Below are 26,768 nucleotides of genomic sequence, written 5' to 3' on the forward strand. Positions count from 1 at the left end.
TGCCAAAAAGGCGCATATCCATATGGCGGTGTAGCTCAGCTGGCTAGAGCGTACGGTTCATACCCGTGAGGTCGGGGGTTCGATCCCCTCCGCCGCTACCATATTGTGTCGGCCCGTTGGTCAAGCGGTTAAGACACCGCCCTTTCACGGCGGTAACACGGGTTCGAATCCCGTACGGGTCATAGAAAAAAGACTATCATGATGATAGTCTTTTTTGTTTATTCTATTTTCCCGTCAAACCTTTTCGGCAGATACCAATTCTTCGATCTGCTCTTGGTGGTGCTTATCGTGACCGATGAAGTCTTCAAAAAATTCTTCCATGGTGAAGCTTTGATCGCCGACTTTGAACGATTGCCCGAAATCATCTTCCGGTGCGTTTTTTACAAAAGTGATCATCAGATCCCTTGTTCTGATTCCTTCTTCGATCAAATCTCCCTGGTTCACTACACGATGGGCATAGTCTTCCGCTTCTCCATTAAATTTCTGAAAATCAGGAAAGGGCGGGAGTTCTGCTCCTTCTCCAATATACGGGAGAATCTCCTGTAAAGAATATTGATCCCATTTAATGATGTGGGCTATATTGGCAGCGATCGACCATTTATCTTCCTCCATAGGCTTAAACCATTCAGCTTCACTTAGCAGCTTCAATTCCTCCAACCACATCTTAAATGACTCATAATGATCGATAATCTGTTCGTATTTCATCCATTCTGCCCCCACTCACGTTATTTATCTCTACCTATTCGATAGGAGCAGGGGATTTTCCTGTGTTGATGTCTATCAATAATATAAAAAAAACAGGCATACCCATCAGAATGGGTATGCCTGTTTTCCGTTCACAAACTGCTATATGGGTTAATAGACAGCAAGTTAACCTTTTTTCGCCCCTTTTCCACCACGACGAGACTCAGTATTTTTCTTTAAAGATGATAAACGATCTTCACTGTCTTTCAAGAAACGTGCCATCTTTTGTTCGAAACTTTCTTTCGTGCGAGTGTCGTTCGGTTTATTATTACTACGCGGGCGCTGAGGACGCTGAGGGCGCTGCGGGCGTTGTGGTTGATCTTTCGCTTTACGGATGGATAAACCGATCTTTCCATCTTTCTCAACATTAATAACTTTAACCGTTACTTCGTCGCCGACTTTAAGGTGTTCATTAATATCCTTAACATAGTTGTCTGCAACTTCACTAATGTGAACTAATCCTGTTGAACCTTCCGATAATTCCACGAACGCTCCAAAATTTGTAATACCTGTTACCTTACCCTGTAACTTGCTGCCTACTTCGATTGACATAAAAGAAATGCTCCTCCTTAAAATTATAAAAGATAAACCTTACTATATATTATAGCCAATTAAAAAAAAGAGTGTCAATAAGACACCTCTTCTTCTTTCTCTTTATCTGGCTCAGGTATGTTGAAAATAATCTCACCTTCATCTGATAAAAAGTAATCCCGGCGCGCCAGTTTGGCTATATATTCATCATCGTTAAGCTTCACAATCTCTTCTTCCAAGGCTGATTGCTTATCTTTCAGGTCTTCTAACTTTTTTTCCAATTGTGCTTTTTCCGTTTGTTTATCTTCTAAAACCTGGGCTCTGGAAATGAGGGTCGAGATTAAAAATCCACTAATTGCCAACACTAAAACAAAGAAAACTGCTAATCGACGGACCAAACGCTTTTTTCTCTTAGAAGAAGATTTATGCATATGCTCCTGATGGCGGACATATTCATTTTCCATTGGTGTCACGTTTTTTCTCATTCCCAAACCTCCTTTACAATATGGAGTGGCAAAGCCTTAAGCCCTATTCTTTATCTTTAGGTTTCTTCTTGAACTTTTCTACCACTCTATATACTTTTTTGATATACGCTTTAAAAATTCCTGCCACTTTATTATATAACTTCTCGACTCTTTTTGTAAGATTTTTCGGCAATAAATTCCAAATACCCTTCAATATCCACCATATCGGTGTGATTACGAGCTTAATCGCCCATTGCATCACTTTCATGATCACCTTTAAAAGGAATAATATGACGGATAAGAGCCCTTTTCCTATAGATAAAACAATCGTGATCAGAAGCACAATCATCCATTTTATCGGTGAATAAATCAATCTTTTCACCATTTTCACTCCGAAATTATACAGGGAGATAAAAAACAATATCAGGCGTTCAAGGAACGCCAAATAATGCTGCTTGATCAACGCCTGGTAAGCGGCAAAACCGCATAATAGCGCAATGAAAATATAAAAACGGATCTCACCGAAATTCACGACGAATAAAATATAAAAAATCGAAAGCGCCTGCAAAACCCAAAACATGATGTCATTGATGAATACAAGCCACCGTTTTCTCTCGGACCGGTGTAAGAACCGGGAATACGTGTCCAACGTCATACCAAATAGTGCCCCCATGCCGATCATGGAGAGCATGGTATAGAACTGGGTCGAGAGGGTCATCGAAACAGCTTGCTAAAGAAGCCTTTAGCCTTCTCCCCGTTTTGTTCATCCAGGTAGACGAGATCGAACACCTTTCCTTTTATAGAGACGATGCCTTTATCCACATCCAGATTTTTCATTTGAAGATTCTGGCCCCTGACGGAGAGGAATCCCATGACGGTTTCAAGGAGGAACTCTTCGTTATCGAAGCTTTCCACTTGCTTCACTCCTGTAATATCGAGGAGCTTGCGGCCCCTCATCATCACGTCATGTTCCTGAAAGGTTTTATCTTTGTTTCCATCATATTGATTCATATCCATCCCTCACATTCCCATAGTACAAGCTTTGTAACTATGTTTATGTGTATGGGGGAAAAATAGAACCAAATAACAGACCGAACGCTATGTATCCCTTACTCCGTTTCTTCGATCCTTTCCTCTGAAAGGACGGAATAAAGCCCGCTCGCTTCTTCTTTTTTCGTTGTTTCAAGAAGCCTTTCAATCTTTACCCTCATAATCCTCTGGCCAAACCTTACGCTTAATTCATCCCCGACTTTTACATTGGAGCTTGCTTTGGCCTGCTGTCCGTTCACAGTGATACGTCCCTGGTCGGCAATCTCTTTCGCCAGGGTTCTTCTTTTAATGAGCCTGGATACTTTTAAAAATTTATCTAATCTCATGGATACCATTGTACATTTCCCCTTATTCGATATTCATCTCTTTCGCTTCGTTCCAAAATTGGTCCAACTCTTCCAATGTATAATCTTCAAAACTCTTACCCGATTTCATTACTTGTTCTTCCACATAGGAAAACCTGCGGTAAAATTTCGTGTTCGTCATGGCTAACGCTTCCTCAGGGAAAATTTTATAAAATCTGGCCACATTGATCAGAGCGAATAACACATCTCCAAATTCTTTTTTCATGTCGTGTTCACTATTATTCTCGACTTCTCTTTCGAATTCCTTTAATTCTTCCCATACTTTTTCCCATGCTCCTTGAGGATCTGCCCAGTCAAAGCCTGATTTCGCGGCTTTTTTCTGGTATTCATATGCCTTCATGAGAGCAGGCATGCCTTTAGCCACGTTTTTGAGCATCGGCTCCGTCCCGCTCTCTTTTTCACGGCTTTTGATTTCCTCCCAGTTTGCTTTCACCTGTTCCGAGTTTTCCACTTGAACGGTTCCAAATACATGAGGATGTCTCCGGACCATCTTGGACGCCAGTCCTTCGATTACTTCTTCCATGGTGAACATGCCCTCATCTTCGCCTATTTGTGCATGGAGCATGATTTGAAGGAGGACATCCCCCATCTCTTCGATCATATGATCAATATCTTCTTCCTCGATGGCTTCCAGCAGCTCATATGTTTCCTCGAGGAGATATTTCTTGAGTGAATGGTGGGTTTGTTCTTTGTCCCATGGGCAGCCATTAGGTCCGCGGAGCGTCGAAATGATTTCCCTTAATGTCGCATATTGCTTAAAGGAGGACTCCATCTCTTCGACAGCCGGAACATAGAGGCTTGTCAAATTACTGAGACCCGCAACCCGGTCAAGCTCCACCAGCGGGATCCGCTCCACCTTTTCTTCCGTGCTGCCGGCAGCCGTTACAAGGGAGACCTCATAATCATAAGGATAAAGCTCCATCAGGGTGAGCTTCACTTCAGAAGCGATGAAGGCATCATACACCTGCCCGATGATGAGCTGCTGGTTCATATGGATATCATGAAGCTTTAAGCTGGTACCATCAAGGAGCTGGAATCCATCAATCGGATCCGCTCCCACAGAAGCAAACAGGGCATCGATAAAGCTCTGTCCACCGCCGATCTCAACGTGGATCTTTCCTTCTTTATGCAGGTCCAACAGCATTTGGACAGCCTTTTCTGCAACCAATGGGTGACCCGGAACGGCATAGACAAGGGAATGCTCTTCTGATGCCGTGATCAGGTTTTGAACAATCTCTTCATATACGAGATCGAACTGATCATGTTTTTCATAGACAGCATCGAAAGAATGATAGGTGATCCCTTCTGCTGCTAAATCCTTTACGACGGGATGTTGATCCGTCCTCAAGTAAAGGTGTGAACTGTTCTTAATCCTCCTGTATACTCCCAATGGCAACTGTTCTATATCTCCTGCGCCTAACCCGACGATCGTTATCGTATTCATGTTAATCTCCTCACTACTTATTATTCGGCTGAACTTTATTCATCAACCATACCCATTTACTCCCAAAGGGCAAGAAACTGATGTCTTCTCTTGAAAGGACATTCCCTCTTAAAAACACGATCAAAAAAAGGATGCCGCCGATACAAACGCCTCCTAATGAAAAAAAGACGGAAAGCGGACGCCCGGGCATTCCATTCTCCAAAAGTGTATCATATATCCACAACAGCCCCTGTAATCCAATCGTCATGGCCGCTCCGCTCAGCAGCAATGTCTTATAAAAAGAGAACGTAAAGAAACGGATCGGAAACCATTTTCTAAGCTTTATCACCATCATGATGGCAATGATACTTAGAGAGCCAACCGTCGAGATCGATGCCCCCATGACTCCCATCACTGGGATGAGACAGGCATTCCCGAGGTATTTCACTAAAATCCCCATCACGATACAGAATGCCGGGTAATAAATCCTCCCGATTCCCTGAAAAATGCCTGCAAACGTCAAAATGAGGCAGCTGAAGAAAATCGATAGGCAGAAGACCGCAATAACCTTGGAACCGAGGGCATTTTCAAATAGCATCGTATTGGTCGGCACCATGATATTGATGATTCCAAGTGTAGCCGCGAAACCAATGGTAATGCTGATCTTAAGGGAAAGCTGACTGTACTCCCTTACTAAAGATTCTCTTCTTTTGAGATAGGCATTTGTCACCAATGGAACGATGGTCAGTGAGATGGATGTAGCCACTACCGTCCCGAGCTGGACAAAGGGTTGTCCCCGGTCATAAATCCCCTTCCACGTTTTCGCGCTTTCCGCTTCCATCCCTGATGACAGAAGAAGGGAGTATACATTTAGTGAATCAACAAATTGAAGTAACACGAGCAACATGGCACTTACACAGATAGCTGTTCCATTCTTGAATAACCGGGACCAGATCTGTACGTAATCGGCAGGAAGGGAAAGGTATTTCCGTGAAAACAGCTTTTCCCTCCGTGCAGTAAGGAAAGTAAGAAGAACAAGAAGTCCGCCCAGACCACCGGTAATCGACCCGAACAGAGCTCCTTTACCTGTCATATATAAGGAGTATCCTTGGGTTACAAGGATCGTCGAAAAGATCAGGATCGTCGCCACCCTGATCGTTTGTTCCGTCACTTGAGAAACAGCCGTCGGCACCATATCTTCTTTCCCTTGATAATACCCCCTGATGACAGAGAGGGGGGCTAATAATAGGAACGATAAAGAAATCACTTGAAGTAACGGCTTTAGAAGGGGATCTCCCATCCAACGTGCGATCAATCCGGAACCGAAGTAGACAAGCAGAAACCAGGAAAAACCAACGAAACAAAGGAATAAAAAGGAGGTGACGGCCACTCTCTTTGCACCTTCTTCATCCTCTCCTTCTAATTTCTCTGCAACCATTTTTGAAATGATGACAGGGAATCCATAGGTGGATAGAGCGATGGCAATCCCGTAAAACGGATACACCTGCTGATATATATAAAACCCGATATCTCCAACAATATTTTGAAAAGGGATCCGATAAACAGCACTTAATATTTTGGTTACCAATGCCGCAACCGTTAATACCATGGCCCCTTTCAAGAATCGGCTGGAGGAGTACTTCTGACTCAACCCGTTTTCCTGCCTTTCTGTACCTCTTACTTCAAGTCTTGACAGACCGAAGAAAAAATCTTTTATATACTGGTCATTTTACCATAAAGGGTTGTGTGTTTTCTCGAATGGGGATGACGGCAAAAAAAAGAAGAGCGGCAATTTGCCACTCCTTTACGTTATGACTCCATTTGTCTTGCTAAAAAGCCAGCTGCCGTTTCTACTGCCTTTTGTTCCACTTCGCCTACTGTACGGTCCTTTGAGAAAATCGCAACGGCACCAATCGGGTCTCCATTTGCGACAATCGGAGCGATCGTATAGGAAGCAAGATCCTCACCGTGTCCTTCAACAAGCTCAGCTTGTCCCTGTTGAGTGTGTAATAGAGACGTGCGGTCATCCATTACCTTCTCGATGAGTTCACTGATGTTCTTATTTAAATACTCTTTCTTTGAAGCGCCGGAGATGGCAATGACAGCATCCCGATCACAAATTAACACGGCACTTCCCAAACTGTCGTACAATGCTTCGCCATACTCCTTAGCAAAGTCACCAAGTTCACTGATTGGGGAATATTTCTTTAAGATGACTTCTCCGTCACGATCAACGAAGATTTCCAGGGGATCTCCCTCGCGAATCCTTAATGTCCTGCGAATTTCTTTCGGAATGACGACACGTCCTAAATCATCAATACGACGAACAATACCAGTTGCTTTCATCTATAGTTGCCTCACTTTCATCAGATGATTTTTATTTTGGCAATGCATCCTTGTTGAATACTTTACCATTGTTGAGTTTAGTATCTTACAACTTAGAAGTTCTATACACATTCAGTTATTTTTTCTGTAATTTCACTAAAATTCTAATGCAGGTATCTTTTTCCATTGTTGGCAGCTGCATAAATACTAATACCCTTATCATAGTAGAGTGAAACAATCCACGCGTTTACATTTTGGTTACATTATTATAACGAAGGGAAGAAATGCCACTGGTTTGTGTCGAATTGATGAAATGATCACACGTTTTCTTCTATTTTTACCGCTTCATCCAGATGTTTGATGATGTCATAGGCCATGTTAAACCATTTGGACGCTTCCAGGCGTGTTGTGTTAATCGAGATTTTGAGCTTGGAGCCTTCCATTCCAAGTCCGACTGCACGGCCGTGTTTATTGCAAAGATTGAATACTTTGGAACCGTCGATCTGTGCCGTTCCTTCCGGCGACATAAAGATATTCACCGTTTTCTTATCCTGCTTGATGGATTCGAGCTTTGTATTCTTCGCATAGATCTTCATTTCAGAGATGAGGAATAGGTAACCCACCTCTTCCGGATATTCACCGAACCGGTCCAGGATCTCTTCTTCGAGCTCCTCGATTTCAGGAAGGGAAGAAAGGGATCGGAACCGTTTATACATTTCGATCTTTTGATGACCATCTTTAATATAATCATCCGGAATATAAGCGTCGATTTCGATGTCCACTTCAAAGCTTGATTCAGGCTGCTTCGGAAGGTCCCCTTTTCGCTCTTCGATGGCTTCTTTCAGCATCTGGGAGTACAGGTCGAATCCGACAGAATCGATGAATCCGTGCTGCTGCGCCCCGAGGAGGTTACCCGCTCCACGGATCGTCAAGTCACGCATGGCAATTTTGAACCCGGATCCCAGTTCCGTGAATTCTTTGATCGCCTGCAATCGTTTTTCCGCCACTTCTGTCAGCACCTTATCTTTCCTATAAGTGAAATAGGCATAAGCCACCCGGTTTGAGCGCCCGACACGTCCCCTTAGCTGATAAAGCTGGGATAAGCCCATCCGGTCGGCATCAAACACAATCAACGTATTGACGTTCGGGATGTCGACACCCGTTTCTATAATCGTCGTCGTGACCAGTACATCGTATTCTCCTGCAAGGAAGCTTAGTATGACGGCTTCGAGCTCATTCTCGCTCATTTGACCGTGAGCATAGGCAATGCGGGCATCCGGTACAAGCATGGAGATCTCATCTGCTTTTCTTTCAATGTCTTCTACACGATTATAGAGGAAATACACTTGGCCATTCCTTGCCATTTCCCTTTCAATCGCTTCTTTAATCAGGGCACCGTTGTACTCCATTACATAGGTCTGAACCGGGAACCTGTTTTCAGGCGGCGTTTCAATAACCGATAAATCCCTTACACCGAGCATCGACATATGAAGGGTACGGGGAATCGGCGTGGCCGTTAAGGTCAGAACGTCGATATTCGTTTTTAATTGTTTGATCTTCTCTTTATGCGTGACACCGAACCTTTGTTCTTCATCGATGATCAAGAGTCCTATATCACGGTATTGAATGTCTTTTGAGAGAAGTCGGTGGGTTCCCACTACAATATCCACCGTTCCATTCTTGAGCCCCTTCGTTGTCTCCTGCTGCTGCTTCCTCGTTCGGAAACGGCTTAATAAACCGATTTCCACAGGGAAGTCCTGAAAACGCTCTTTGATGGTTTCATAATGCTGTTGAGCAAGGATGGTGGTGGGCACGAGGATGGCCACCTGTTTCCCGTCTGCAATCGCCTTGAAAGCAGCCCTGATTGCAACCTCGGTCTTTCCATATCCTACGTCCCCACACAACAGGCGGTCCATCGGACGTTCTCTTTCCATATCGTGCTTGATTTCACTGACAGAGCGCAGTTGATCATCCGTTTCTTCATAAGGGAAAGCCATTTCAAATTCTCTCTGCATGTCCCCATCGGGAGAGAAGGCATAGCCTTTTGCCGCTTCCCTTTCCGCATAAAGCTTGATCAGGTCATCGGCTATATCCTGAACGGAAGATTGAACTTTCGACTTGACCTTCTTCCATTCACTTCCACCCAGTTTATAAAGTTTAGGATCCTTATTTTCCGAGGCGACATATTTCTGGACCAGTTCAATTTGATCGACCGGTACATACAGTTTGTCATTCCCCTGGTACTTCACATGGAGATAATCTTTGTGGACCCCGTTGATCTCCAATGTTTCGATTCCAAGGAATTTACCGATCCCGTGATTCACATGAACCACATGGTCCCCGACCTTCAGCTCAGAGTAACTTTTGATCCTCTCTGCGTTTGAAAGTTTCTGCCTTCTCGGTTTCTTTTGGGTTTTCTTATTGAATAATTCCTCTTCAGTAATAACCGCAAGTTTCTGAAGGGGGAGCTCAAATCCGCTTGTCAGGCTTCCATTGATCATCTGGATGGTTCCCGGCAGGAGCTTATCTCCATCTTCCACAAAGGCAATCTCAATCTTATAATCGTCCAGTACCCTTTGAAGCTTCTTTACGCGTTCTTCATCCGGTCCTAACAAGACAACTGTATATCTTCCTTTTTTCCACCTGTCCAACTCTGCCTTCAATACGTTCATCTGCCCATGGAAATTCTGCATGGGCTTTGTTGAAACATTGAAGATGTTTTGTGGACTGGTATTCGGAATATGGCGCAGGAACAATGAGAAATAGACCTTTGGCAGCTTCGTTTTACTAACTAATGAAGAAAACGTGTGGGACACAGGAACGTCTTGAATGATCTGTCCTTCCTGAAGCAGGGAGGTATACCATTCCGCTTCCTCTTTCTCCAGGGATTCACTCATTTCCTGGACGCGACTGTATTCATCAAAGAATAGAACCCCGTCATCTGGTAAATAATCTAGCAAACTACTAGGCTTTTCATATGCGAGGGACAGGTACTTAAAGATTTGCTCAGGAACCTGCCCATTTTCGAGCTGACTCACCTCATACCCTATGTACTCTGTCATCTTCTCTTTTACGGCCGCCGATTTGACCTTCTTCAAGCTTGTGGAAAGACCTGCGTTAATTTCATGAATAAGCCTCTCCATATTTTCATACTTCAATAAGACCTCTGTGGCAGGGCCTATTTCAATCTCATTGAGTTTATCAATCGAACGCTGATCTTCAACCGAAAAAAGGCGGATCGAATCAATTTCCGTGTCGAATAACTCGATCCGGACAGGGTTCTGAGTGGTTAATGGGAAAATGTCGACAATCCCCCCGCGAAGGCTGAATTCACCAGGCGTGCTGACCATCCCTGTCCGTTGATAGCCCATTTGCACCAGTTGATTTAACACTTCATCCAAGTCGATATCTTCACCCATTTGAAAACGGATCTGATTCGTTGCCCACATCGATGGAGGTGGAAGGATTTTTCGCAATCCGGCAACAGGTACAATATAGACACCCTGCTGATGATTGGAAAGCTTATTCAATACTTCGATCCGTTGTGCTCTCAATTCGGGACTTGCCACACTTAGTTCAGCTGCGATCAGCTCATTAGCAGAATATAAATATACTTCGTCCTCAGACAAAAATTGAATGAGATCGTCATAGACCTTCTGTGCCTGAAACAAATTATGGGTCACCACTACGGTGGATTTATTCGTTTGTAAATAGACATCTGCTATATAAGCTGTCCGGGATGAGCCGGACAATCCTGCCACAAGTTGTTCAGACAGCCGCTCCTCCACTCCAGCGATGATGGACTGTAGTTCTTCACTTTGGTGAACCTGCTTTAAAATACCTTTCAAGTGTACGCTCCTCCCCTGTGGTTCTTTCTATAAATAACCTAAAAGTATAAACAGAAAAATGCTTTGGCTCTTCACCAAAGCGTTCTTACTGAATGATATGATCTAACTCATGGTAGTCCGGATTTCTCTCCAGGCTTTCCTGACAATCCTCACAGATTGTTTTCACCTGGATGTCCCCGTTGTCCTGATAGTGAACCATATGTAACCGCTCTTCCTCCGTCAGCATATGAATCCCGAGCTGCTCGGAATGAACGGATACATTTGAAAGAGTCCCGACATTCGTTCCGCAATGCCGACACTGATAATGGATCGCCATATCTTTCCCTCCATACACATTTATACTGTTAGTATGAACCTGTTAGAAGGGAGTTATTCAGCCCCGATAAAGGATTGACGATAAAGGGACCCTGGAAATTCAGTATATGACACGGTCAGTTGAATTTATTCATGACCTCAAGGAATGGTTTATCCAACCAGGTTTCACACGCTTCCACGCTTGAAGAAATGGCTTTATCCAGTTCAGGCTGCTCTTCTTTCGAAAATTTGCCCAGAACGTAATCCGGCACGCTCATTCCGTTAGTCGGACGGTCGATGCCCACCCGCAGACGATTAAACTGCTGGGAACCTAAATGGGCAATGGTCGATTTAATGCCATTATGCCCCCCGGCACTCCCCTTTTGCCTTAATCTTAATTTTCCTACAGGCAAGTCCAGATCATCATAAATGACAAGTAAATCCTCATCTTCAATTTCAAAATAATCCATCAGGGGGACAATGCTTTCCCCTGACAAATTCATATACGTAAGCGGCTTTAACAGTACGACCTTTTCACCCTTATGATGATAGGTGCCGTAAACCCCTTTAAACTTGGACTGGTTCAACGAAACGCCCAGTCGATCGGCTAATGCATCTATAATAATGAAACCGATATTATGTCTCGTTTTCTCATATTGTGATCCCGGGTTCCCGAGCCCAACGATTAATTTCATTTCTCACACCTCTTCTGACCTTATACCTCTAGAATAACGTAAAAAGCGCAACCTGCAAAAGGTTACGCCAAAAAATATTGATTTTTTACTCTTCCTTCGATTCGCTTTCATCACTGGCTTCCGATTCTCTTCCTTCTTCATTCTCAGGTGTGCCAGCTTCCTGCTCTTCACCACTGTCGATTTCTTCTTCCTGTCTTGGAGCAAGGATGGAAGCAATGGTGCGGTCATCCTCTTCATTGAGAGTAACGCTGTACTTATCACGAATATCACTGATTGTTACCGTTTCTCCTACTTGGAGCTCGGTTACGTCCACTTCGATGGATTCCGGAATATCATTCGGTTTCGCTGTTACAGATACCTCATGCAGAGGTTGCTGCATCACACCACCGTCTTTCACGCCGGCTGCTTCTCCTACAAGCTCGATACGAACATCCGCATCGATTTCTTCTGACATATTCACAGCAAGGAAATCAACATGCGTGACAGCATCCTTCAGATGATCCTGCTGGTAATCACTTAAAATGACGTTTTGTTTATTGCCATCTACATTTAAAGAAATGATGCCGTTTCTTCCTACTTCACGGATGGTTTTAATGAATGTAATGGCGTCTACCATAATAGGTGTATTATCTGCTTTGTAGCCGTACACGACTCCCGGGATATTCCCTTCATGTCTCAGCTTTGTTAATGAAGATCGTTTAAAATCTTTCCTGGTATTTGCTTTTAATTCTGTTGCCATGTCTAATCCAACACCTTCCCTAATCTTTTATGTTAGTTAAAGTTCTATATATAGTAATTACCCTAATGTGATTTGAAATAAACATAGAAAGTTCAATTCATTATAAGAAGAGTGCTTCGAGGATGTTGACAGATAAGGGTCTCAAGCCCTTCCGACAGGAGCCGGAACACGAAAAAAGAAGAGCTGGTCCCAAGATTAAAAGGACAAGCTCTTCTTTCTATGCACAAACTACATATATTAATTCTTAGTCAAAAAGCGTGCTGACAGATTGTTGCTCGTAGATGCGGATGATCGCTTCGCTGATCAAAGGAGCTACTGACAGGGACTTCACTTTACCGATCATTTTCTCTTCACCCAATGGGATGGAGTTCGTCACAACCAGTTCTTTAATATTGGAGTTTTCGATGCGCTCGATGGCAGGACCAGAAAGAACCGGGTGCGTACAGCAGGCAAAGACTTCTTTCGCTCCGTTTTCAACCAATGCATTGGCTGCCAGTGTAATCGTACCGGCAGTGTCTATGATATCATCGATCAAGATCGCGATTTTCCCGTCGATATTACCGACGATGTTCATAACCTCTGCTACATTCGGCTTCGGACGACGCTTATCAATGATGGCGATAGGCGCTTTCAAGCGTTCTGCAAGCTTACGTGCTCTCGTCACCCCTCCATGGTCCGGAGAAACGATAACAAGATCTTCCGTATTGAATCCTCTTTCTTCAAAGTAATCCGCTAAGATCGGAACACCCATGAGGTGATCGATCAGGATATCGAAGAAACCTTGAATTTGAGGAGCATGCAGATCCAGTGTGATGACACGTGTAGCACCGGCTGTTTCTAAAAGGTTCGCCACTAATTTAGCAGTGATCGGCTCACGTGCTCTCGCTTTACGGTCTTGGCGGGCATAACCATAATAAGGCATCACGATATTAATCGTCTTGGCAGAAGCACGTTTCAGGGCATCCACCATGATCAGAAGCTCCATCAGGTTTTCATTTACCGGCTGACAAGTGGATTGGATGACAAATACGTCACAACCACGGATACTTTCTTCGATGTTAATTTGGATTTCACCGTCACTAAAACGTTTCACGGACGATTTACCTAATTCCACACCTACTTCATCAGCAATTTCCTTTGCAAGATGGTAGTTAGAATTAAGAGAGAAGATTTTCAACTTGGAATTAATATAAGAGTTTGGCATTGTGGACCTCCCATTATTTCTTATGATTTAGATTTTGAACATAATTTTCTTTATTTACTTGGCGAGCTCTTGCAATGGAAAGAGACTCACCGGGAACATCCTCAGTAATGGTAGAACCAGCGGCAATGTAGGCACCTTTCCCTACGCTGACAGGGGCAACCAGATTAGAATTGCAGCCTACAAATACACCGTCTTCAATCTTTGTCAGGTGCTTATTCTTCCCATCATAGTTCACTGTGATCGATCCACACCCGATGTTGACGTCACGTCCCACTTCAGCATCACCAATATAGCTTAAATGTGAGGCCTTACTCGCTTTACCGAATGTTGCTTTCTTGATTTCTACAAAGTTACCGATCTTCACTTCATCTTCAATGGTAGATGCAGGGCGGATATGAGCAAATGGCCCGATTTGAACATCCGCGCCGATCGAACTGTCATGAGCCACAGACTGCTTCAAGACTGTACGGTCCCCGATCTGACAATCCTTCACCTCGGAGTTCGGTCCGATCATCGCATCTTCACCGATCGATGTGCTGCCTTGAAGCACTGTGCCAGGCAGGATCACGGTATCTCTTCCGATCGTCACATCTGCATCGATATACGTATTGTTTGGATCTTTGATCGTTACACCATTGCGCATATGGAATTCATTGATGCGCTTTTTCATTGTGATCTCTGCTTGAGAAAGGGCCACACGATCATTGACACCAAGCGTCTCATCAAAGTCACTTGTCTGGTATGCACTGACGATTTCACCTTCCGATTGAAGGATCTCAATGACATCCGGCAAATAATATTCCCCTTGCACGTTATCATTCGAAACCTTCTTCAGGGCATCGAATAACGCTTTATTATCAAAACAATACGTTCCGGTATTAATTTCTTTCACGCTTCGTTCTTCTTCACTTGCATCCTTATGTTCCACAATGCGTTCCACTAATCCATCCTGGTTACGGATGATCCGTCCATATCCATCAGGGGATTCCGTATGGCCCGTCAATATGGTCGCTTTGGCACCCTGTCCTTCATGATGCTGCACCAGTGCTTCCATCGTCTCTCCTTTAATGAGCGGCGTATCGCCACATACCACTAAAGTCGTTCCTTCCAAGTCACCCAGGACATCCTCAGACTGCATCACAGCATGAGCTGTCCCTAACTGCTCAGCCTGAAGAGCGAAATCACTCTTGCCTTCTAAATGCGACTTCACAAGCTCGGCACCATGACCGATGATTGTGACAGTCTTCTCTATATGTAGTGTTGAAATTTGGTCGACCACATGTTCCACCATCGGCTTGCCACACACAGGATGAAGAACTTTATAAAGCTTCGACTTCATTCTCGTACCTTGTCCAGCAGCTAATATAACGGCATATCGATTTGTCATTTTTGGTCCTCCAATAACCTTTTTATCCATAACGAATATATCCTAAAAACTCTACCATTTCAAGGATTCATATAAAAGTACATATATTTGACAAACAGAAAAGCGGAGGCGGCTCGCTCAGGCCCGACAAGCATAAGACGAGTAACCAGGAAAGGCATTCTTTGCCTTCAATTCGAAAAGCAGACCCCCATGTCGAATTTTCTTTACCACAAAAAACAAAAAATTGTTTATTTAGAGGTTTCGAATTTCTTAAAGCCTGGGTATACAAAAAACGTAAGAACCAGCGCATTTTAATAAGGGGCTCCAAAAGACAAAAAAAAAGAGCCTTACAAAAAGTAGGCTCTTGATGCTATAGATCCTATTAGGAAGCCCCAGCTTCTTCTAACTCAACTTCTTCCAGCTCTCCTAAACGATGGTATTCAGCTAAAACGGCGTCTTGAATCTTGCCGCGGGTACCCGAATTGATTGGATGAGCAATATCACGGAATTCTCCATCCGGAGTCCGCTTACTTGGCATCGCTACAAATAAGCCATTGTTCCCATCAATCACGCGAATGTCATGAACAACAAATTCATTATCCAGCGTAATAGATGCGATAGCTCTCATGCGACCATCGGTGTTTACTCGGCGTAATCTTACGTCTGTTACTTCCATTCTGTTCACCACCTTTTTCCCTAGATGAAATCTACTCTATGTATTCAACGAATTATTTAGATATTCCTTCTTAAATTGTAAAATTTTTTGAAAAGTTTTATTTTTTCCATTCATTCAACCATTCCATTTGAACTACACTTCTTTTTTGATACAAAAAAACACCCGTGAAGATTACTTCACGAGTGCGATTACTTCAATTTCAACCAGGGCATCTTTAGGTAAGCGGGCTACTTCCACACAAGAACGGGCCGGCTTGTGGTTGCTGAAATATTCCCCATACACTTCATTGATCGCCCCGAAATCATTCATATCCTTGATGAAGACCGTTGCTTTGACCACTGTTTCGATGGAAGCCCCAGCTTCCGATAATACAGCTTGAAGATTGCGGAACACTTGATGCGTCTGCTCCACTACATCTCCTTCGATCATTGAACCCTCAGCCGTCAAAGGAATCTGTCCTGAACTGTAGAACAAATTATTGACGACAATCCCTTGTGAATATGGCCCGATTGCTGCCGGTGCTTCCTTAGTAGAAACTACACGCATAGTAGATGCCTCCCCTTATGGTAAAAATGTTAGATTGGATTGAAAGTAATTTCCTTCCGTTAAGGAAATCTGTTTATCCTTTTCGTTTACATCAGACAATTTCAACAATGAAACATAATCATCCACCAATCGTCCGTCCATGCTATTGGATTCAACCAGAACCCCGATCCCCGACAAGGTGGCTGAAAACTCTTCCAACAGGTTTTTCATTCCATTGATGGTCCCGCCAGCTTTCATGAAATCATCGACAACCAATACTTTGGACCCTTCCTTCAAACTCCTTTTAGAAAGTACCATGGATTGAATTCTCTTCGATGAACCGGACACATAATTGATGCTCACTGTCGATCCTTCGGTTACACGGCTGTCCCTTCTGACAATGACCACCGGCACATTCAAATATGAGGCAATCGCATTGGCAATCGGAATTCCCTTCGTTGCGACCGTCATAATGACGTCTATATCTTTTTCAGCAAATGCGGATGCCAGTAATTTGCCGACACTCTTCATGAGCTGCGGGTTACCAAGCAGGTCGGTCATATAAAGGTATCCGCCCGGTAATAGGCGATCGGAGCTTTCCAGGTGGATACAAAGCTCTTCAATCATAGCCTTCGCTTCCTGACTATTTACCTTTGGTACATATTTCACTCCACCTGCTGCCCCGGGAACCGTCTGTACCGTCCCGACACCCCGTCCCTCAAATGTTTCCTTTACAATCGTCAAGTCTTCACTGATGGAAGACTTGGCAGAACCGTACCGTTCAGAGAAAAAAGTCAAGGGCACAAGTTGGTGGGGCCGTTCTAATAAATAGTGCGTCATATCAATCAATCGTTCGCTGCGCTTAAACTTCACCAAAGAAACCTCCTAAATCCGAATATTATAATGTAAATATATCATTAATATACGGATTTCGGCAAGAGCTCTTAATCTCCAAGCATGCGCACTGCGAAAACTTGATCACAAAACCCTCTTAAACCATTGTAGATTCGATGAAGTCTTGATTCATATTGCACCAATCCATATACTGTCGGTCCGCTTCCGCTCATCAGAACGGCATCGGCACCGAACCGCTCCATTTGATCTTTTATCTGGGAAACTTCCGGATGCATATCCAATGTAACCGATTCGAGTACATTCCCAAGATTGGAGCAAATATCACGATAATTCCCATGTTCTAAAGCTGATACCATTGCGCTGGTATCCGGATGCTGTATGTTTTTCAAGTCCAGATTTTTATACACATCCGCTGTTGAAACGCCTATCGTCGGTTTTGCCAGGATCACCCAGCAGTTCGGGGGAGCGGGAAGATGTTTGATCTTCTCTCCTCTTCCCGACGCCAAGGCTGTCCCTCCATAAACACAAAAGGATACATCAGAACCGATTTCAGCACCAAGCTCTGCCAGTTCGTCCATACTCAGACCTAAATCCCATAAGCGATTCAGCCCTTTCAAAGTCGCTGCTGCATCACTGCTTCCCCCTGCCAACCCTGCCGCTACAGGGATCACTTTATCGATGGAAATGGCTACACCCTTCTTGATGTTCAATTTCTCTTTCAACAGATGTGCAGCCTGATAGGCAAGGTTTCTTCCATCATCCGGCACAAATCGATTGTGGGAAAGAATTTTGATCGTATCGTCTGAAAGATTCGTCAGTTCAATTCTATCCGCTAAATCGATTGTCGTCATAACCATCTCAACTTCATGGTAACCATCTGAACGTTTATGTAAAACATCAAGTGATAGGTTAATTTTTGCCGGCGCCTTTACTAATAACCTCATATCATCACCTTCTTACCAATACTCTTTGTTATATTGTATCATACACTTATTATAGAGAGTGTTAACTTCTAAACATACTCATATAAGTATGTTATTTTATCACGTAAAGTACTGATAGGAAAGATGGCGTTGCCTTTATAAACAAAGGTCGCCGGAAAAAGCATGACACTTTTTAGGCGACCTTTTGAATATGGTACTGATAAAAGATGTAATCCATATGTGTAAAAGAGTTAGTGCGGATGGTGTTCGGACAGCTGCCTGCTTGCTCGCTCGACTGCACGCTTTACCATATTCCCTGCGTCCCGGGACGTGATCCCGCCCCAGCCATCCTTCTGAACAACGTCATAAAACCCTAATTCCTGAGCGATTTCCTCTTTTAATTGGTCAGACATGATCCCTCTTCTTCTACTCATTGTCTACCTCCTTTAGTTGCACCACATCGTTAGTATGTGTACGTAGAGGTCAAATAATGTTGAAAGCTCATATGTAAAACATGTATTTTTAAACAAATAAAAAAGCAGCAAACAATTGTCTACTGCTGGCTAAAGATGATATTTCCTGTTGCTTCATCATAAAATGTTAATTGAACTGTCTCAGTGAGAACATCTGCATAGCTGTAAGAAACTCGTTCGAACGCATTCTCTTCTTGATCCAGCTGAACCACGAATACAGAAGGATACGTTTCGGCTAGAACACCTGAACGCTCAATTGTTTTTCGACGTCCACCGTTTGCTTTAAGCATTAAACGTTTCCCCAGATTAGAATCAAGGGATCTTTTAATGTCGGCTAATGTTTTTGGCATTTCGCTTCCACCTCACTGTAATTAAATATAACACATTATGTAATTTTAGTCAAATAAATTTATTATTTTAACAAGAATCACGAACACCTGTCAATATATTTTATTCAACAAAAAGTACGTTTTTTCTACAACCCTAACATTCCCCAATGAATGAAAAATTATGTAAACAATAAAAGTGGAGGCGGCTTGACAAGTCCCGACAAGGTTAAAAAATCACCACTCAACCAGTATATGTCACCTTAAAAGGAAATAGACCCTACAAGTAATTGTAAGGTCTTAGAAGGTTTTGTCGAACCTTCCCTATTCTTCTTCAGTGATTTTATATGGCATTCCCGTCCGAAGAACACCTTTCGTCTCGATTCCACCCAATCCTTTATCTCCTGTCAGTGTATTGCGGATGACATCCCAGACATTCACCGAATCTTTAAACCCCGTGAAACAGATCTTTGCGACGATATAAACGGGATCCAAGGCATGGATATTGACTCTTGACGGGGAACTCGCGAAGTTGGCACCTGCATGGATCAGGGATTCAAAGTGGGATTGACAGGCGCCGGCGAAGATCACAAGCTGATCCAGGTGGGGAGATTTGCTGCGTGCCTCTCTTACTGCCTGAACAAAATACTTCGAATGGCGGTAGGCGTTGATATCAGCCTTGGCCCCTTTTGATTTGGAGTAGGCATCGTGGCCAGTTAATACAATAATATTCGGTCTATATTTATCGATAAGGGATCCGATTTGGTTAGGCATCTCTGTTTCGCTGCAGTGGACGCCTTTTACCGGGACACCGATTTTCTCATAAAGATCTAGGCATTTTCTTAAATAGCTGGGATCTCCATCAAGATGAAGCACTTTCCCCGGGACTTGGAAATAGTTATAATCGTCTCGATAAGCATTCGTTACCCTGTATTCCTGCTTATACTTGAGAAGCTCTATATCCTGTCGGAACAGATCCAGGGATTGTTCTTCTTTCGAACGAAATTCCTGTGTAATCCGGTCCTGTTCTCTAGGGTCCATCTTCTTCAAATCATGAAAAGGAGCATCCGCTATTAATCGAAAATCTTCACCATACAGTACTGCCGTTTTATGACCATCTATCATGCGGATATCTATTACCCTGAATAAAATATCACATCGATATGAAAGGCGACCTACGACATCATTGATTTCGATATTCACATCAGTCACTCCCATGGGCTAAACATTGGTTGATAAAACAAAATAGGAAATCAACAAGCCGAGGAGGGTCTGCATCCGCCTGCCCTTCTCAAAGCCCTTCCTTATCATCCATTAAGTAAATATTCCCTGTGATAACCTATGCACTCCCGGAATATTCCGTGTCAATAAAATGGGAGTGGACTGATCAGTTAACATATACAAAAAAATGGCTAAACGCTCCTTCGCGTTTAGCCATTTATGCATGCTTTAGTTGAAATTCGGGTACAACTCATCGCTTAAGCGGCCGAATTCCTGTATCGTCAGTGTCTCCCCCCTGCGGGTAGGTTCGACGCCAGCTTGGGATAATGCCTCCAGGATCAGCTCTTTCTTTTCCTTCCCTTGAGGGAGTTGACTCGTTAAGTTATTTAAAATCGTCTTTCTTCTTTGAGCGAAGGACGAGCGTGTAACGGTAAAGAGGAAGTCTTCACTGATGACGTCTACAGGAGGCTTCTCACGCTTCGTCAGGCGGATGACGGCAGAGTCTACATTCGGCTGGGGCATAAAGACCGTTTTAGGGACAGTCATGACCATCTCTGCCTCTGTATAATACTGAATGGCGATGGAAAGTGATCCATATGCCTTTGTTCCCGGCTGAGCTGAAATACGGTCCCCCACTTCCTTTTGGAGCATGACACATATTCCCCTGATCGGGAGACGCTCCATCAACAATTTCAGGATGATGGGCGTGGTGACGTAATACGGAAGATTGGCTACCACCATGATATCGTCGAATCCTTCAAATTCCCTGTTTATGATCGCTTCAACATCCGCTTCCAGGATATCTTCATTTATAATTTTCACATTATCATAAGGAGACAGGGTGTCATCCAGGATCGGGATCAGTCGCTGATCGATCTCAAAGGCTACAACCTTTCCCGAAGTACGGGCAAGGTGTTCTGTCAGGGCTCCGATTCCAGGTCCGATTTCAATGGCCGCTGTTTTCTCGGATAGTCCTGCATATTCCGTTATGTTCCTTAAAATATTGGGATCAATTAAAAAATTCTGGCCAAGGCTCTTCTTAAACGAAAATCCGTACTTTGAAAGGATTTCCTTCGTTCGTATCGGGGTTGCAATATCTTTATGCATGTTCTTCCTCCTGAATGATTTCCATTAACGCGTTTTTAAATTCTTCTTTTTGAATATTAAACATCCGTAAACGTTTCTGCAGCTGTTTTCCATTAGTGTATCCGATTCTAAGCTTCTCACCAAGGGCTATTCTCCTGTCCTTCGACTGCGGGCTCCCGATTAAACCGGCATCGATCAAATCTTCCTTTGAAATGATTTCTGCCTGATCGACATCCAACAAATGAGCTTCCTTCAAGGACTCCCTTATAACGTCCGGGCTTGCATGTTCGACACCTATCCCCCTGCCTGATTTCGGCAGCGCGTCTTTCTTATGTACAAAAGCATGCTTGCATCCAGGTACCGCTTCACTCACGATCTTTCGAATTCGCTCCCCCGGATAATCGGGATCCGTAAATATGATAACGCCCCTTTTTTCCTGGGCGTGCTTGATTTTCTCTATAGTAGCAGGAGACACCGCAGAACCATTCGTTTCGATCGTATCTGCGTTGACGGCACGCTGAATGGCTACCGTATCATCCTTACCTTCCACTACAATGATTTCTTTGATTTTCATAATTCCTCCAAAAAAGTTGAAACATTTTTGCACTTCAATTCGTCTAATAAATGAAGACCTAAAGCTATTATAACGGTTTTAACCGAGAAATAAAAAAAAGCAGGAAAACACCCTGCTCCTAGTTCAATATTTTCACTTTGATTGTTTTTCTTCCCCAACGATAAGCGTCTGATTTGGATGCGAAGAATACATCGATTTTATTCCCTTTGATCGCTCCGCCTGTATCTGCCGCAACAGCATATCCATAGCCTTCCACATAGACCTTTGAACCTAAAGGAATAACGGAAGGATCGACTGCGATCACCTTAACGTTAGGATTCGATTTCAGATTGATGCCTGTAGCCGTATGGCCGGAGCATCCATTACATGAAGCTGTGTACGCAGTAGAACTGACATAGAATTCCCGTCCGCCACTAGGAGCGGCTGATGCTTCTGCACTGGATGATGAGGATGAAGAACGTCCACGTGAAACCTGGGCCACTAAAACCTTTGTTCCGACATTGACGATTTTATCCTGACTTTCTTCCACGACTCTTTCACTCACTAATTTTCTGGAAACCTCTTTACCATTCTCTTTTACGATTTCATACTTCTTTTCAACTTTTCCGTTTTTGCCTTCTTGAACGACTTTCTCTTTTCCTTTTGAAAGGTCGGAGTCCTTCTTGGAAATAACGGTGAAATTCTTTGTCTCTTCCACTACATCGGTGACTTTTTCAACTCGAACGACATTTACGACATCATTTGCTTTAACAACTTTGTCTAAACTTGGTTCAACACGGTCTGAATCTTTTAGTGTAATTCCTTGTTGCTTTAAAAAGTCAGCGACCGTAGTCGAAGTAGACCATACCTTTTGTTCTTTTCCACCGTTTACAAGCTTAAGTGAAAATGCGGGGTCAATCTTTACTTTCATCTTCCCTGTTACTTTTTCTGATAAGCCGGGTTGGACCTTATCATGTTCTCCTACTTGAATTTCATTTTCAGAGAGTAACTCTTTTACTGTTTCGGCAGTCGTCCAGATTTTTTTCTCCTGGCCACCTACTGCTATCCCTACCTGTTTTGCCGGTTCCCAAACGATATTCATGTTATTTGAAACCTTCGTATTCCCCGAGGGGTACAAATAGTCTTCTGAGCGGGGTGAAATCTCTAATTCTTCTAATATATCTTGAATCGTGTTTGCATGCGTCCTAATCTCTTTTTGCTCGCCGTCTAAGGTCAATGCTACAGTGTTCTTGGATCCTTCATAAAAAAGAATTCCGAATACAGCTGCCGATGTTACGATGGTTCCGATTGTAACAATCCATTTCCTTCGACTCAAAGACTTGGAAAACAGGCTTTTCATGGCTTTAAAGTTCATGAAAAACGCCTCCTTTTCTCGGAGTGATTATATAGAGTTATCCAGTGACTGTCAACCCTTACTTCTTCTAACCTAATCTAGCAAAATATTACAACCCGGGTAACACAAAACATATTATGCAGAAAATGCAAGAAAAAGAAAAGAGAGAGTTATCGACACGTTTATCCTATGAAACACGATTCCTATGTAGAACTTTTTGTTTTATTTAACTATTTGGACAAGCTCTCTCAATTCTCGACAATATCTGATGTCAGTTTATGTTGAATAATTTTATTGCATTTTCTGTTGTGATTTTTTCTACTTCCTCCAAAGATACTTCTTTCAGTTCAGCGATTTGTTCCGCTACAAGCTTCACGTAAGCCGGTTCATTCCTCTTCCCTCTATATGGATGAGGGGCGAGATAAGGACAATCGGTTTCAATCAGAAGCTTCTCAAGCGGGATTTCTCTAGCCACATCTTTTGGTTTCTTGGCATTTTTAAACGTTACGGGACCTCCAAGGGAAATATAGAAATTCATTTCTACACATTCTTGAGCGATTTCAGGACTTCCACTGAAGCAGTGCATGATCCCTCCGACTTCCTCCGCCCCTTCTTCCCTGAGAATATCCACGATATCCTGTGTGGCTTCACGGTTGTGTATGACGATCGGGAGTTTTACTTTCTTAGCTAGTTGAATCTGTTTTCGGAATACTTCTTTTTGAACATCCTTGGGGGATTTGTCCCAATGATAGTCAAGCCCCATTTCCCCTATTGCCACTACTTTAGGGTGCTGTGAAAGTTCTTCTATCCAAACTAAATCCTCATCATTCATATCAATTGCATCCACTGGATGCCACCCGATTGCAGCATATAGAAAATCATATTGATCAATGAGTTCCATGGCCCGATTAATGGTCGGGCGATCAAAACCGACAACCACCATTTTTTCGACTCCAGCTTCTCTTGCCCTTGACAATACCTCCTCCAGATCTTCGTCAAATTGTTCAGCATTCAAATGAACATGTGTATCAAATAGCATATAAGACACTCCTTGTAATAAAGATAAGTTTAATATAAAAACGCATGACAAGCATCACATTCATGTAACATTCACATTACATATTATGGTTTCTTTGGATATTTTTTATTTACGGAGTTCTAATTACAGTCACACTCCATTTTATCTATTTTAGTGACAGAACCAAAATTATCTGTTTATCTCTCTCTATTAACTATATTGATATAGTTAATTTATTTTATCAACAACCCCATTTCATTTTATTCATTATATAAATATAATAAAGGGATGTTCCACGTGGAACATCCCTTTATTGATTGATCACAAAGAATCATTTATTTAACTTTTGTTCCATTTGGTAAGGACTGATCGATGGAAGCAAGAGATAACGTTCCATTTTCTTCTCCCGCAAGGATCATTCCTTGGGAAAGTTCCCCACGAAGTTTTACCGGCTTCAAGTTCGTTACGCAGATCACTTTTTTCCCAACGAGCTCGTCCGGCTGATAAAATTTCGCAATTCCCGACACAACTTGACGTTTTTCAAAGCCGAGATCCAATTGCAGCTTTAGTAGCTTATCGGCTTTTTTAACCGGTTCCGCTCCAATCACTTCGGCTACCCGAAGCTCGACTTTCATGAAATCGTCAATTCCGATTTCATCTGAGGCTTCCGGTGCGGAAACTTCCTTCTTCTCTTCCTCAACAGGAGCTGATCCCTGCATTTTCTCTTTAATAAAGGCTACCTCTTCCTGAAGTTCAAGACGCGGGAAGATAGGCTCACCTTTTTTGACTACTTCGGTGCCTGCCGGAATGGCTCCGAATCGCTCCAGGCTTTCCCATGTGTGCATGTTTTCATCATGCAGATTCAGCTGCTCGAAGACTTTCTTAGGTGTTCTTGTCAAGAAAGGCTGTAAGAGGACTGCCACTCTTCTCAATGATTCAGCCAAGTGACTCATTACACTTCCCAGTTCTTCCTTTTTACTCTCATCTTTCGCCAGGGTCCATGGCTGCGTTTCATCGATGTATTTATTCGTACGGCTGATTAACTGCCAAAGGCTGGACAGGGCAACTGAAAACTCCATATTTTCCATGGCTTCTTCATATTTCTTCACCGTCTCATTGTTCATATCCAGGAGTGCTTGATCAAATTCACCTTCAGAATCAACATACGTCGGAATGACTCCATCGAAGTATTTATTGATCATCGCCACGGTCCGATTCAATAAGTTCCCCAGGTCATTGGCCAGGTCAAAATTAATTCTCTCTACGAATCCTTCCGGCGTAAAGACACCATCCGATCCGAATGGCACTTCTCTTAATAAATAGTAGCGTAGAGAATCAAGACCATATCGATCAATAAGGGTAACAGGATCCACGACATTCCCTTTGGACTTGGACATTTTCCCGTCTTTCATCAGTAGCCATCCATGAGCAAAGACTTTCTTGGGAAGCGGAAGATCCAAAGCCATCAGCATGATCGGCCAATAGATCGTATGGAAACGGACAATTTCCTTTCCTACCAGATGCACATCGGCCGGCCAATATTTCAAGTAGTTTGCGTCTTGTTCGCTGCCATACCCTAAAGCCGTGATGTAGTTGGAAAGGGCATCGATCCAAACATAAATAACGTGCTTCGGATCACCAGGTACTTTCACTCCCCAATCAAAAGTAGTACGTGAAACAGCAAGGTCTTCCAAACCTGGTTTAATGAAGTTATTCACCATCTCATTCTTTCGGGATTCTGGTTGAATGAACTCAGGATTCTCTTCATAATAAGCAAGTAGGCGATCGACGTATTTACTCATCTTGAAGAAATACGACTCTTCTTTTACTTTTTCAACCGGGCGTCCACAATCAGGGCAATTCCCATTTTCTAATTGTCTTTCCGTAAAGAAGGATTCACATGGTGTACAGTACCATCCTTCATACTGATCCAGATAAATATCGCCCTGCTGGACAAGCTGATTGAAGATTTTTTCCACGATATCCTTATGACGCTTCTCCGTTGTCCGGATAAAGTCATCATAGGATATATCCAACTTCTCCCACAAGTCTTTAATGCCGCTTACAATTCCGTCAACATATGCCTGAGGTGTGATCCCTTCTTCCTCGGCTTTTCTTTGGATCTTCTGGCCATGCTCGTCCGTCCCTGTAAGGTACATGACATCGAATCCACGCATTCTCTTATAACGGGCCATGGCATCACCGGCAACCGTGGTGTATGCATGTCCAATATGTAAATTTCCACTTGGATAATAAATCGGCGTTGTAATATAGAAGGTGTTCAACTTTTCTTCCACTTCCTGTTCCTCCTCATTTTTTCACTTACCCCCATAAACCCAAATCAGACTCCGTATGGTTTATAGTGGCAGGTCTGTTATATACATCCATCCTTGACCTTACCTATCATCTTAACCTCTTATCTCATCAAAATATACCTAAAATAAAGGGTTTCTGCAACTAAACAATGTTGATTGTAAGTTTTGTCGAATAGGACATTGGGTTTTGTCGAACATTGTCGAACTTACGTATTAGATAAAGAAAATTCGACAATCTCATTATATATTACTTTCATTACAATAATATTCAATTGGTAATACATTTATTTACAACAAAGCGTAAAGCTTATTATAACAAGACTTGAACATCCATTTATTATTAATAATTTACAGATTTAATTATTGACGAGATTCCTAATCGTTGGTATGATAGT

The 26,768-nt window shown here is 43.0% G+C and carries 27 protein-coding genes and 2 tRNA genes; 2 read left to right on the forward strand and 27 right to left on the reverse strand.

Annotation, left to right across the window (positions count from 1 at the left end; translation table 11 throughout):
* Positions 1-24: 24 nt before the first annotated feature.
* Together N5C46_RS14305 and N5C46_RS14310 are read left to right on the forward strand one after the other, a co-directional pair.
* Positions 25-101: transfer RNA gene (locus tag N5C46_RS14305), tRNA-Met, on the forward strand.
* Positions 102-110: 9 nt separating this feature from the next.
* Positions 111-182 (forward strand) — tRNA-Glu (locus tag N5C46_RS14310).
* 52 nt (positions 183-234) lie between these two features.
* Here the strand turns inward: N5C46_RS14310 and N5C46_RS14315 are convergent.
* The 27 genes from N5C46_RS14315 to metG all read right to left on the reverse strand — a co-directional run bounded on the left by N5C46_RS14315 (position 235) and on the right by metG (position 26,355).
* A complete protein-coding gene (locus tag N5C46_RS14315; protein WP_261749128.1) occupies positions 235-705 on the reverse strand; it encodes a DinB family protein in 471 nt (156 codons plus the stop codon).
* A 165-nt stretch (positions 706-870) separates the two neighbouring features.
* Entirely contained in the window at positions 871-1,296 is a 426-nt protein-coding gene (locus N5C46_RS14320; protein WP_098353691.1) for a S1 domain-containing RNA-binding protein, read from the reverse strand.
* 74 nt (positions 1,297-1,370) lie between these two features.
* Positions 1,371-1,760, reverse strand: coding sequence for an FtsB family cell division protein (locus N5C46_RS14325; protein ID WP_060674209.1), 390 nt, complete (start codon positions 1,758-1,760; stop codon positions 1,371-1,373).
* 43 nt (positions 1,761-1,803) lie between these two features.
* The gene (yabQ, locus tag N5C46_RS14330; protein WP_261749129.1) at positions 1,804-2,457 is read right to left on the reverse strand and encodes a spore cortex biosynthesis protein YabQ; all 654 of its coding nucleotides are present in this window, start codon (positions 2,455-2,457) and stop codon (positions 1,804-1,806) included.
* Positions 2,454-2,750: a sporulation protein YabP gene (gene yabP / locus N5C46_RS14335; RefSeq protein WP_034763030.1), complete on the reverse strand. Its 297-nt coding sequence runs from the start codon at positions 2,748-2,750 to the stop codon at positions 2,454-2,456. The genes yabQ and yabP overlap by 4 nt, the downstream gene beginning before the upstream one ends.
* Positions 2,751-2,848: 98 nt before the next feature.
* The gene (locus N5C46_RS14340; RefSeq protein ID WP_159363168.1) at positions 2,849-3,115 is read right to left on the reverse strand and encodes an RNA-binding S4 domain-containing protein; all 267 of its coding nucleotides are present in this window, start codon (positions 3,113-3,115) and stop codon (positions 2,849-2,851) included.
* Positions 3,116-3,137: 22 nt separating this feature from the next.
* Positions 3,138-4,598, reverse strand: a complete 1,461-nt coding sequence (mazG, locus tag N5C46_RS14345; RefSeq protein WP_261749130.1) for a bifunctional methyltransferase/pyrophosphohydrolase YabN — start codon at positions 4,596-4,598, stop codon at positions 3,138-3,140.
* Between the two features lie 13 nt (positions 4,599-4,611).
* On the reverse strand, positions 4,612-6,228 hold the full coding sequence (locus N5C46_RS14350; protein ID WP_261749131.1) for a putative polysaccharide biosynthesis protein: 1,617 nt from the start codon (positions 6,226-6,228) through the stop codon (positions 4,612-4,614).
* A gap of 158 nt (positions 6,229-6,386) precedes the next feature.
* Entirely contained in the window at positions 6,387-6,923 is a 537-nt protein-coding gene (gene spoVT, locus N5C46_RS14355) for a stage V sporulation protein T (RefSeq protein WP_034762981.1), read from the reverse strand.
* A 296-nt stretch (positions 6,924-7,219) separates the two neighbouring features.
* Entirely contained in the window at positions 7,220-10,750 is a 3,531-nt protein-coding gene (mfd, locus tag N5C46_RS14360) for a transcription-repair coupling factor (RefSeq protein ID WP_261749132.1), read from the reverse strand.
* An 85-nt stretch (positions 10,751-10,835) separates the two neighbouring features.
* A complete protein-coding gene (locus N5C46_RS14365) occupies positions 10,836-11,066 on the reverse strand; it encodes an anti-sigma-F factor Fin (protein ID WP_261749133.1) in 231 nt (76 codons plus the stop codon).
* Positions 11,067-11,181: 115 nt separating this feature from the next.
* Complete coding sequence (gene pth / locus N5C46_RS14370) at positions 11,182-11,739, reverse strand: aminoacyl-tRNA hydrolase (RefSeq protein WP_261749134.1); 558 nt, start codon at positions 11,737-11,739, stop codon at positions 11,182-11,184.
* An 85-nt stretch (positions 11,740-11,824) separates the two neighbouring features.
* Positions 11,825-12,478 carry a 50S ribosomal protein L25/general stress protein Ctc gene (locus tag N5C46_RS14375; protein ID WP_034762972.1) on the reverse strand — a complete coding sequence of 218 codons (654 nt, stop codon included), beginning with the start codon at positions 12,476-12,478 and terminating at the stop codon, positions 11,825-11,827.
* Positions 12,479-12,722: 244 nt separating this feature from the next.
* Positions 12,723-13,682, reverse strand: coding sequence for a ribose-phosphate diphosphokinase (locus N5C46_RS14380; protein WP_034762970.1), 960 nt, complete (start codon positions 13,680-13,682; stop codon positions 12,723-12,725).
* 13 nt (positions 13,683-13,695) lie between these two features.
* On the reverse strand, positions 13,696-15,069 hold the full coding sequence (gene glmU, locus N5C46_RS14385; RefSeq protein ID WP_261749135.1) for a bifunctional UDP-N-acetylglucosamine diphosphorylase/glucosamine-1-phosphate N-acetyltransferase GlmU: 1,374 nt from the start codon (positions 15,067-15,069) through the stop codon (positions 13,696-13,698).
* Between the two features lie 361 nt (positions 15,070-15,430).
* The gene (gene spoVG / locus N5C46_RS14390) at positions 15,431-15,724 is read right to left on the reverse strand and encodes a septation regulator SpoVG (protein ID WP_032085215.1); all 294 of its coding nucleotides are present in this window, start codon (positions 15,722-15,724) and stop codon (positions 15,431-15,433) included.
* Positions 15,725-15,895: 171 nt separating this feature from the next.
* Complete coding sequence (locus N5C46_RS14395; protein WP_261749136.1) at positions 15,896-16,270, reverse strand: RidA family protein; 375 nt, start codon at positions 16,268-16,270, stop codon at positions 15,896-15,898.
* A gap of 15 nt (positions 16,271-16,285) precedes the next feature.
* Positions 16,286-17,122 carry a pur operon repressor gene (gene purR / locus N5C46_RS14400; RefSeq protein ID WP_261749137.1) on the reverse strand — a complete coding sequence of 279 codons (837 nt, stop codon included), beginning with the start codon at positions 17,120-17,122 and terminating at the stop codon, positions 16,286-16,288.
* Between the two features lie 71 nt (positions 17,123-17,193).
* Entirely contained in the window at positions 17,194-18,048 is an 855-nt protein-coding gene (gene ispE / locus N5C46_RS14405) for a 4-(cytidine 5'-diphospho)-2-C-methyl-D-erythritol kinase (protein WP_034762961.1), read from the reverse strand.
* A 230-nt stretch (positions 18,049-18,278) separates the two neighbouring features.
* Entirely contained in the window at positions 18,279-18,461 is a 183-nt protein-coding gene (locus N5C46_RS14410) for an alpha/beta-type small acid-soluble spore protein (RefSeq protein WP_098438557.1), read from the reverse strand.
* 119 nt (positions 18,462-18,580) lie between these two features.
* Entirely contained in the window at positions 18,581-18,850 is a 270-nt protein-coding gene (gene veg / locus N5C46_RS14415; protein WP_032085220.1) for a biofilm formation stimulator Veg, read from the reverse strand.
* 300 nt (positions 18,851-19,150) lie between these two features.
* Positions 19,151-20,044 carry a sporulation peptidase YabG gene (gene yabG, locus N5C46_RS14420; RefSeq protein ID WP_034762956.1) on the reverse strand — a complete coding sequence of 298 codons (894 nt, stop codon included), beginning with the start codon at positions 20,042-20,044 and terminating at the stop codon, positions 19,151-19,153.
* 231 nt (positions 20,045-20,275) lie between these two features.
* Complete coding sequence (rsmA, locus tag N5C46_RS14425) at positions 20,276-21,154, reverse strand: 16S rRNA (adenine(1518)-N(6)/adenine(1519)-N(6))-dimethyltransferase RsmA (RefSeq protein ID WP_261749138.1); 879 nt, start codon at positions 21,152-21,154, stop codon at positions 20,276-20,278.
* Positions 21,147-21,707 carry a ribonuclease M5 gene (rnmV, locus tag N5C46_RS14430; protein WP_261749139.1) on the reverse strand — a complete coding sequence of 187 codons (561 nt, stop codon included), beginning with the start codon at positions 21,705-21,707 and terminating at the stop codon, positions 21,147-21,149. The genes rsmA and rnmV overlap by 8 nt, the downstream gene beginning before the upstream one ends.
* 118 nt (positions 21,708-21,825) lie before the next feature.
* Positions 21,826-23,061 carry a G5 and 3D domain-containing protein gene (locus N5C46_RS14435; protein ID WP_261749140.1) on the reverse strand — a complete coding sequence of 412 codons (1,236 nt, stop codon included), beginning with the start codon at positions 23,059-23,061 and terminating at the stop codon, positions 21,826-21,828.
* A gap of 250 nt (positions 23,062-23,311) precedes the next feature.
* Positions 23,312-24,079: a TatD family hydrolase gene (locus N5C46_RS14440; RefSeq protein ID WP_034762950.1), complete on the reverse strand. Its 768-nt coding sequence runs from the start codon at positions 24,077-24,079 to the stop codon at positions 23,312-23,314.
* A 314-nt stretch (positions 24,080-24,393) separates the two neighbouring features.
* Positions 24,394-26,355, reverse strand: a complete 1,962-nt coding sequence (gene metG, locus N5C46_RS14445) for a methionine--tRNA ligase (protein ID WP_261749141.1) — start codon at positions 26,353-26,355, stop codon at positions 24,394-24,396.
* Positions 26,356-26,768 lie beyond the last annotated feature (413 nt).

It is taken from the genome of Rossellomorea vietnamensis, from assembly GCF_025398035.1.
GTDB classification, from domain to species: Bacteria; Bacillota; Bacilli; order Bacillales; family Bacillaceae_B; genus Rossellomorea; species Rossellomorea vietnamensis_B.

Excerpts from the sequence above, each read along its gene's own strand:
- N5C46_RS14315 (WP_261749128.1), bottom strand. The coding sequence starts at position 705 with ATGAAATACGAACAGATTATCGATCATTATGAGTCATTTAAGATGTGG.
- N5C46_RS14320 (WP_098353691.1), bottom strand. The coding sequence starts at position 1,296 with ATGTCAATCGAAGTAGGCAGCAAGTTACAGGGTAAGGTAACAGGTATT.
- N5C46_RS14325 (WP_060674209.1), bottom strand. The coding sequence starts at position 1,760 with ATGAGAAAAAACGTGACACCAATGGAAAATGAATATGTCCGCCATCAG.
- yabQ (WP_261749129.1), bottom strand. The coding sequence starts at position 2,457 with ATGACCCTCTCGACCCAGTTCTATACCATGCTCTCCATGATCGGCATG.
- yabP (WP_034763030.1), bottom strand. The coding sequence starts at position 2,750 with ATGAATCAATATGATGGAAACAAAGATAAAACCTTTCAGGAACATGAC.
- N5C46_RS14340 (WP_159363168.1), bottom strand. The coding sequence starts at position 3,115 with ATGAGATTAGATAAATTTTTAAAAGTATCCAGGCTCATTAAAAGAAGA.
- mazG (WP_261749130.1), bottom strand. The coding sequence starts at position 4,598 with ATGAATACGATAACGATCGTCGGGTTAGGCGCAGGAGATATAGAACAG.
- spoVT (WP_034762981.1), bottom strand. The coding sequence starts at position 6,923 with ATGAAAGCAACTGGTATTGTTCGTCGTATTGATGATTTAGGACGTGTC.
- N5C46_RS14365 (WP_261749133.1), bottom strand. The coding sequence starts at position 11,066 with ATGGCGATCCATTATCAGTGTCGGCATTGCGGAACGAATGTCGGGACT.
- pth (WP_261749134.1), bottom strand. The coding sequence starts at position 11,739 with ATGAAATTAATCGTTGGGCTCGGGAACCCGGGATCACAATATGAGAAA.
- N5C46_RS14375 (WP_034762972.1), bottom strand. The coding sequence starts at position 12,478 with ATGGCAACAGAATTAAAAGCAAATACCAGGAAAGATTTTAAACGATCT.
- N5C46_RS14380 (WP_034762970.1), bottom strand. The coding sequence starts at position 13,682 with ATGCCAAACTCTTATATTAATTCCAAGTTGAAAATCTTCTCTCTTAAT.
- glmU (WP_261749135.1), bottom strand. The coding sequence starts at position 15,069 with ATGACAAATCGATATGCCGTTATATTAGCTGCTGGACAAGGTACGAGA.
- spoVG (WP_032085215.1), bottom strand. The coding sequence starts at position 15,724 with ATGGAAGTAACAGACGTAAGATTACGCCGAGTAAACACCGATGGTCGC.
- N5C46_RS14395 (WP_261749136.1), bottom strand. The coding sequence starts at position 16,270 with ATGCGTGTAGTTTCTACTAAGGAAGCACCGGCAGCAATCGGGCCATAT.
- ispE (WP_034762961.1), bottom strand. The coding sequence starts at position 18,048 with ATGAGGTTATTAGTAAAGGCGCCGGCAAAAATTAACCTATCACTTGAT.
- N5C46_RS14410 (WP_098438557.1), bottom strand. The coding sequence starts at position 18,461 with ATGAGTAGAAGAAGAGGGATCATGTCTGACCAATTAAAAGAGGAAATC.
- veg (WP_032085220.1), bottom strand. The coding sequence starts at position 18,850 with ATGCCAAAAACATTAGCCGACATTAAAAGATCCCTTGATTCTAATCTG.
- yabG (WP_034762956.1), bottom strand. The coding sequence starts at position 20,044 with ATGGGAGTGACTGATGTGAATATCGAAATCAATGATGTCGTAGGTCGC.
- rsmA (WP_261749138.1), bottom strand. The coding sequence starts at position 21,154 with ATGCATAAAGATATTGCAACCCCGATACGAACGAAGGAAATCCTTTCA.
- rnmV (WP_261749139.1), bottom strand. The coding sequence starts at position 21,707 with ATGAAAATCAAAGAAATCATTGTAGTGGAAGGTAAGGATGATACGGTA.
- N5C46_RS14435 (WP_261749140.1), bottom strand. The coding sequence starts at position 23,061 with ATGAACTTTAAAGCCATGAAAAGCCTGTTTTCCAAGTCTTTGAGTCGA.
- N5C46_RS14440 (WP_034762950.1), bottom strand. The coding sequence starts at position 24,079 with ATGCTATTTGATACACATGTTCATTTGAATGCTGAACAATTTGACGAA.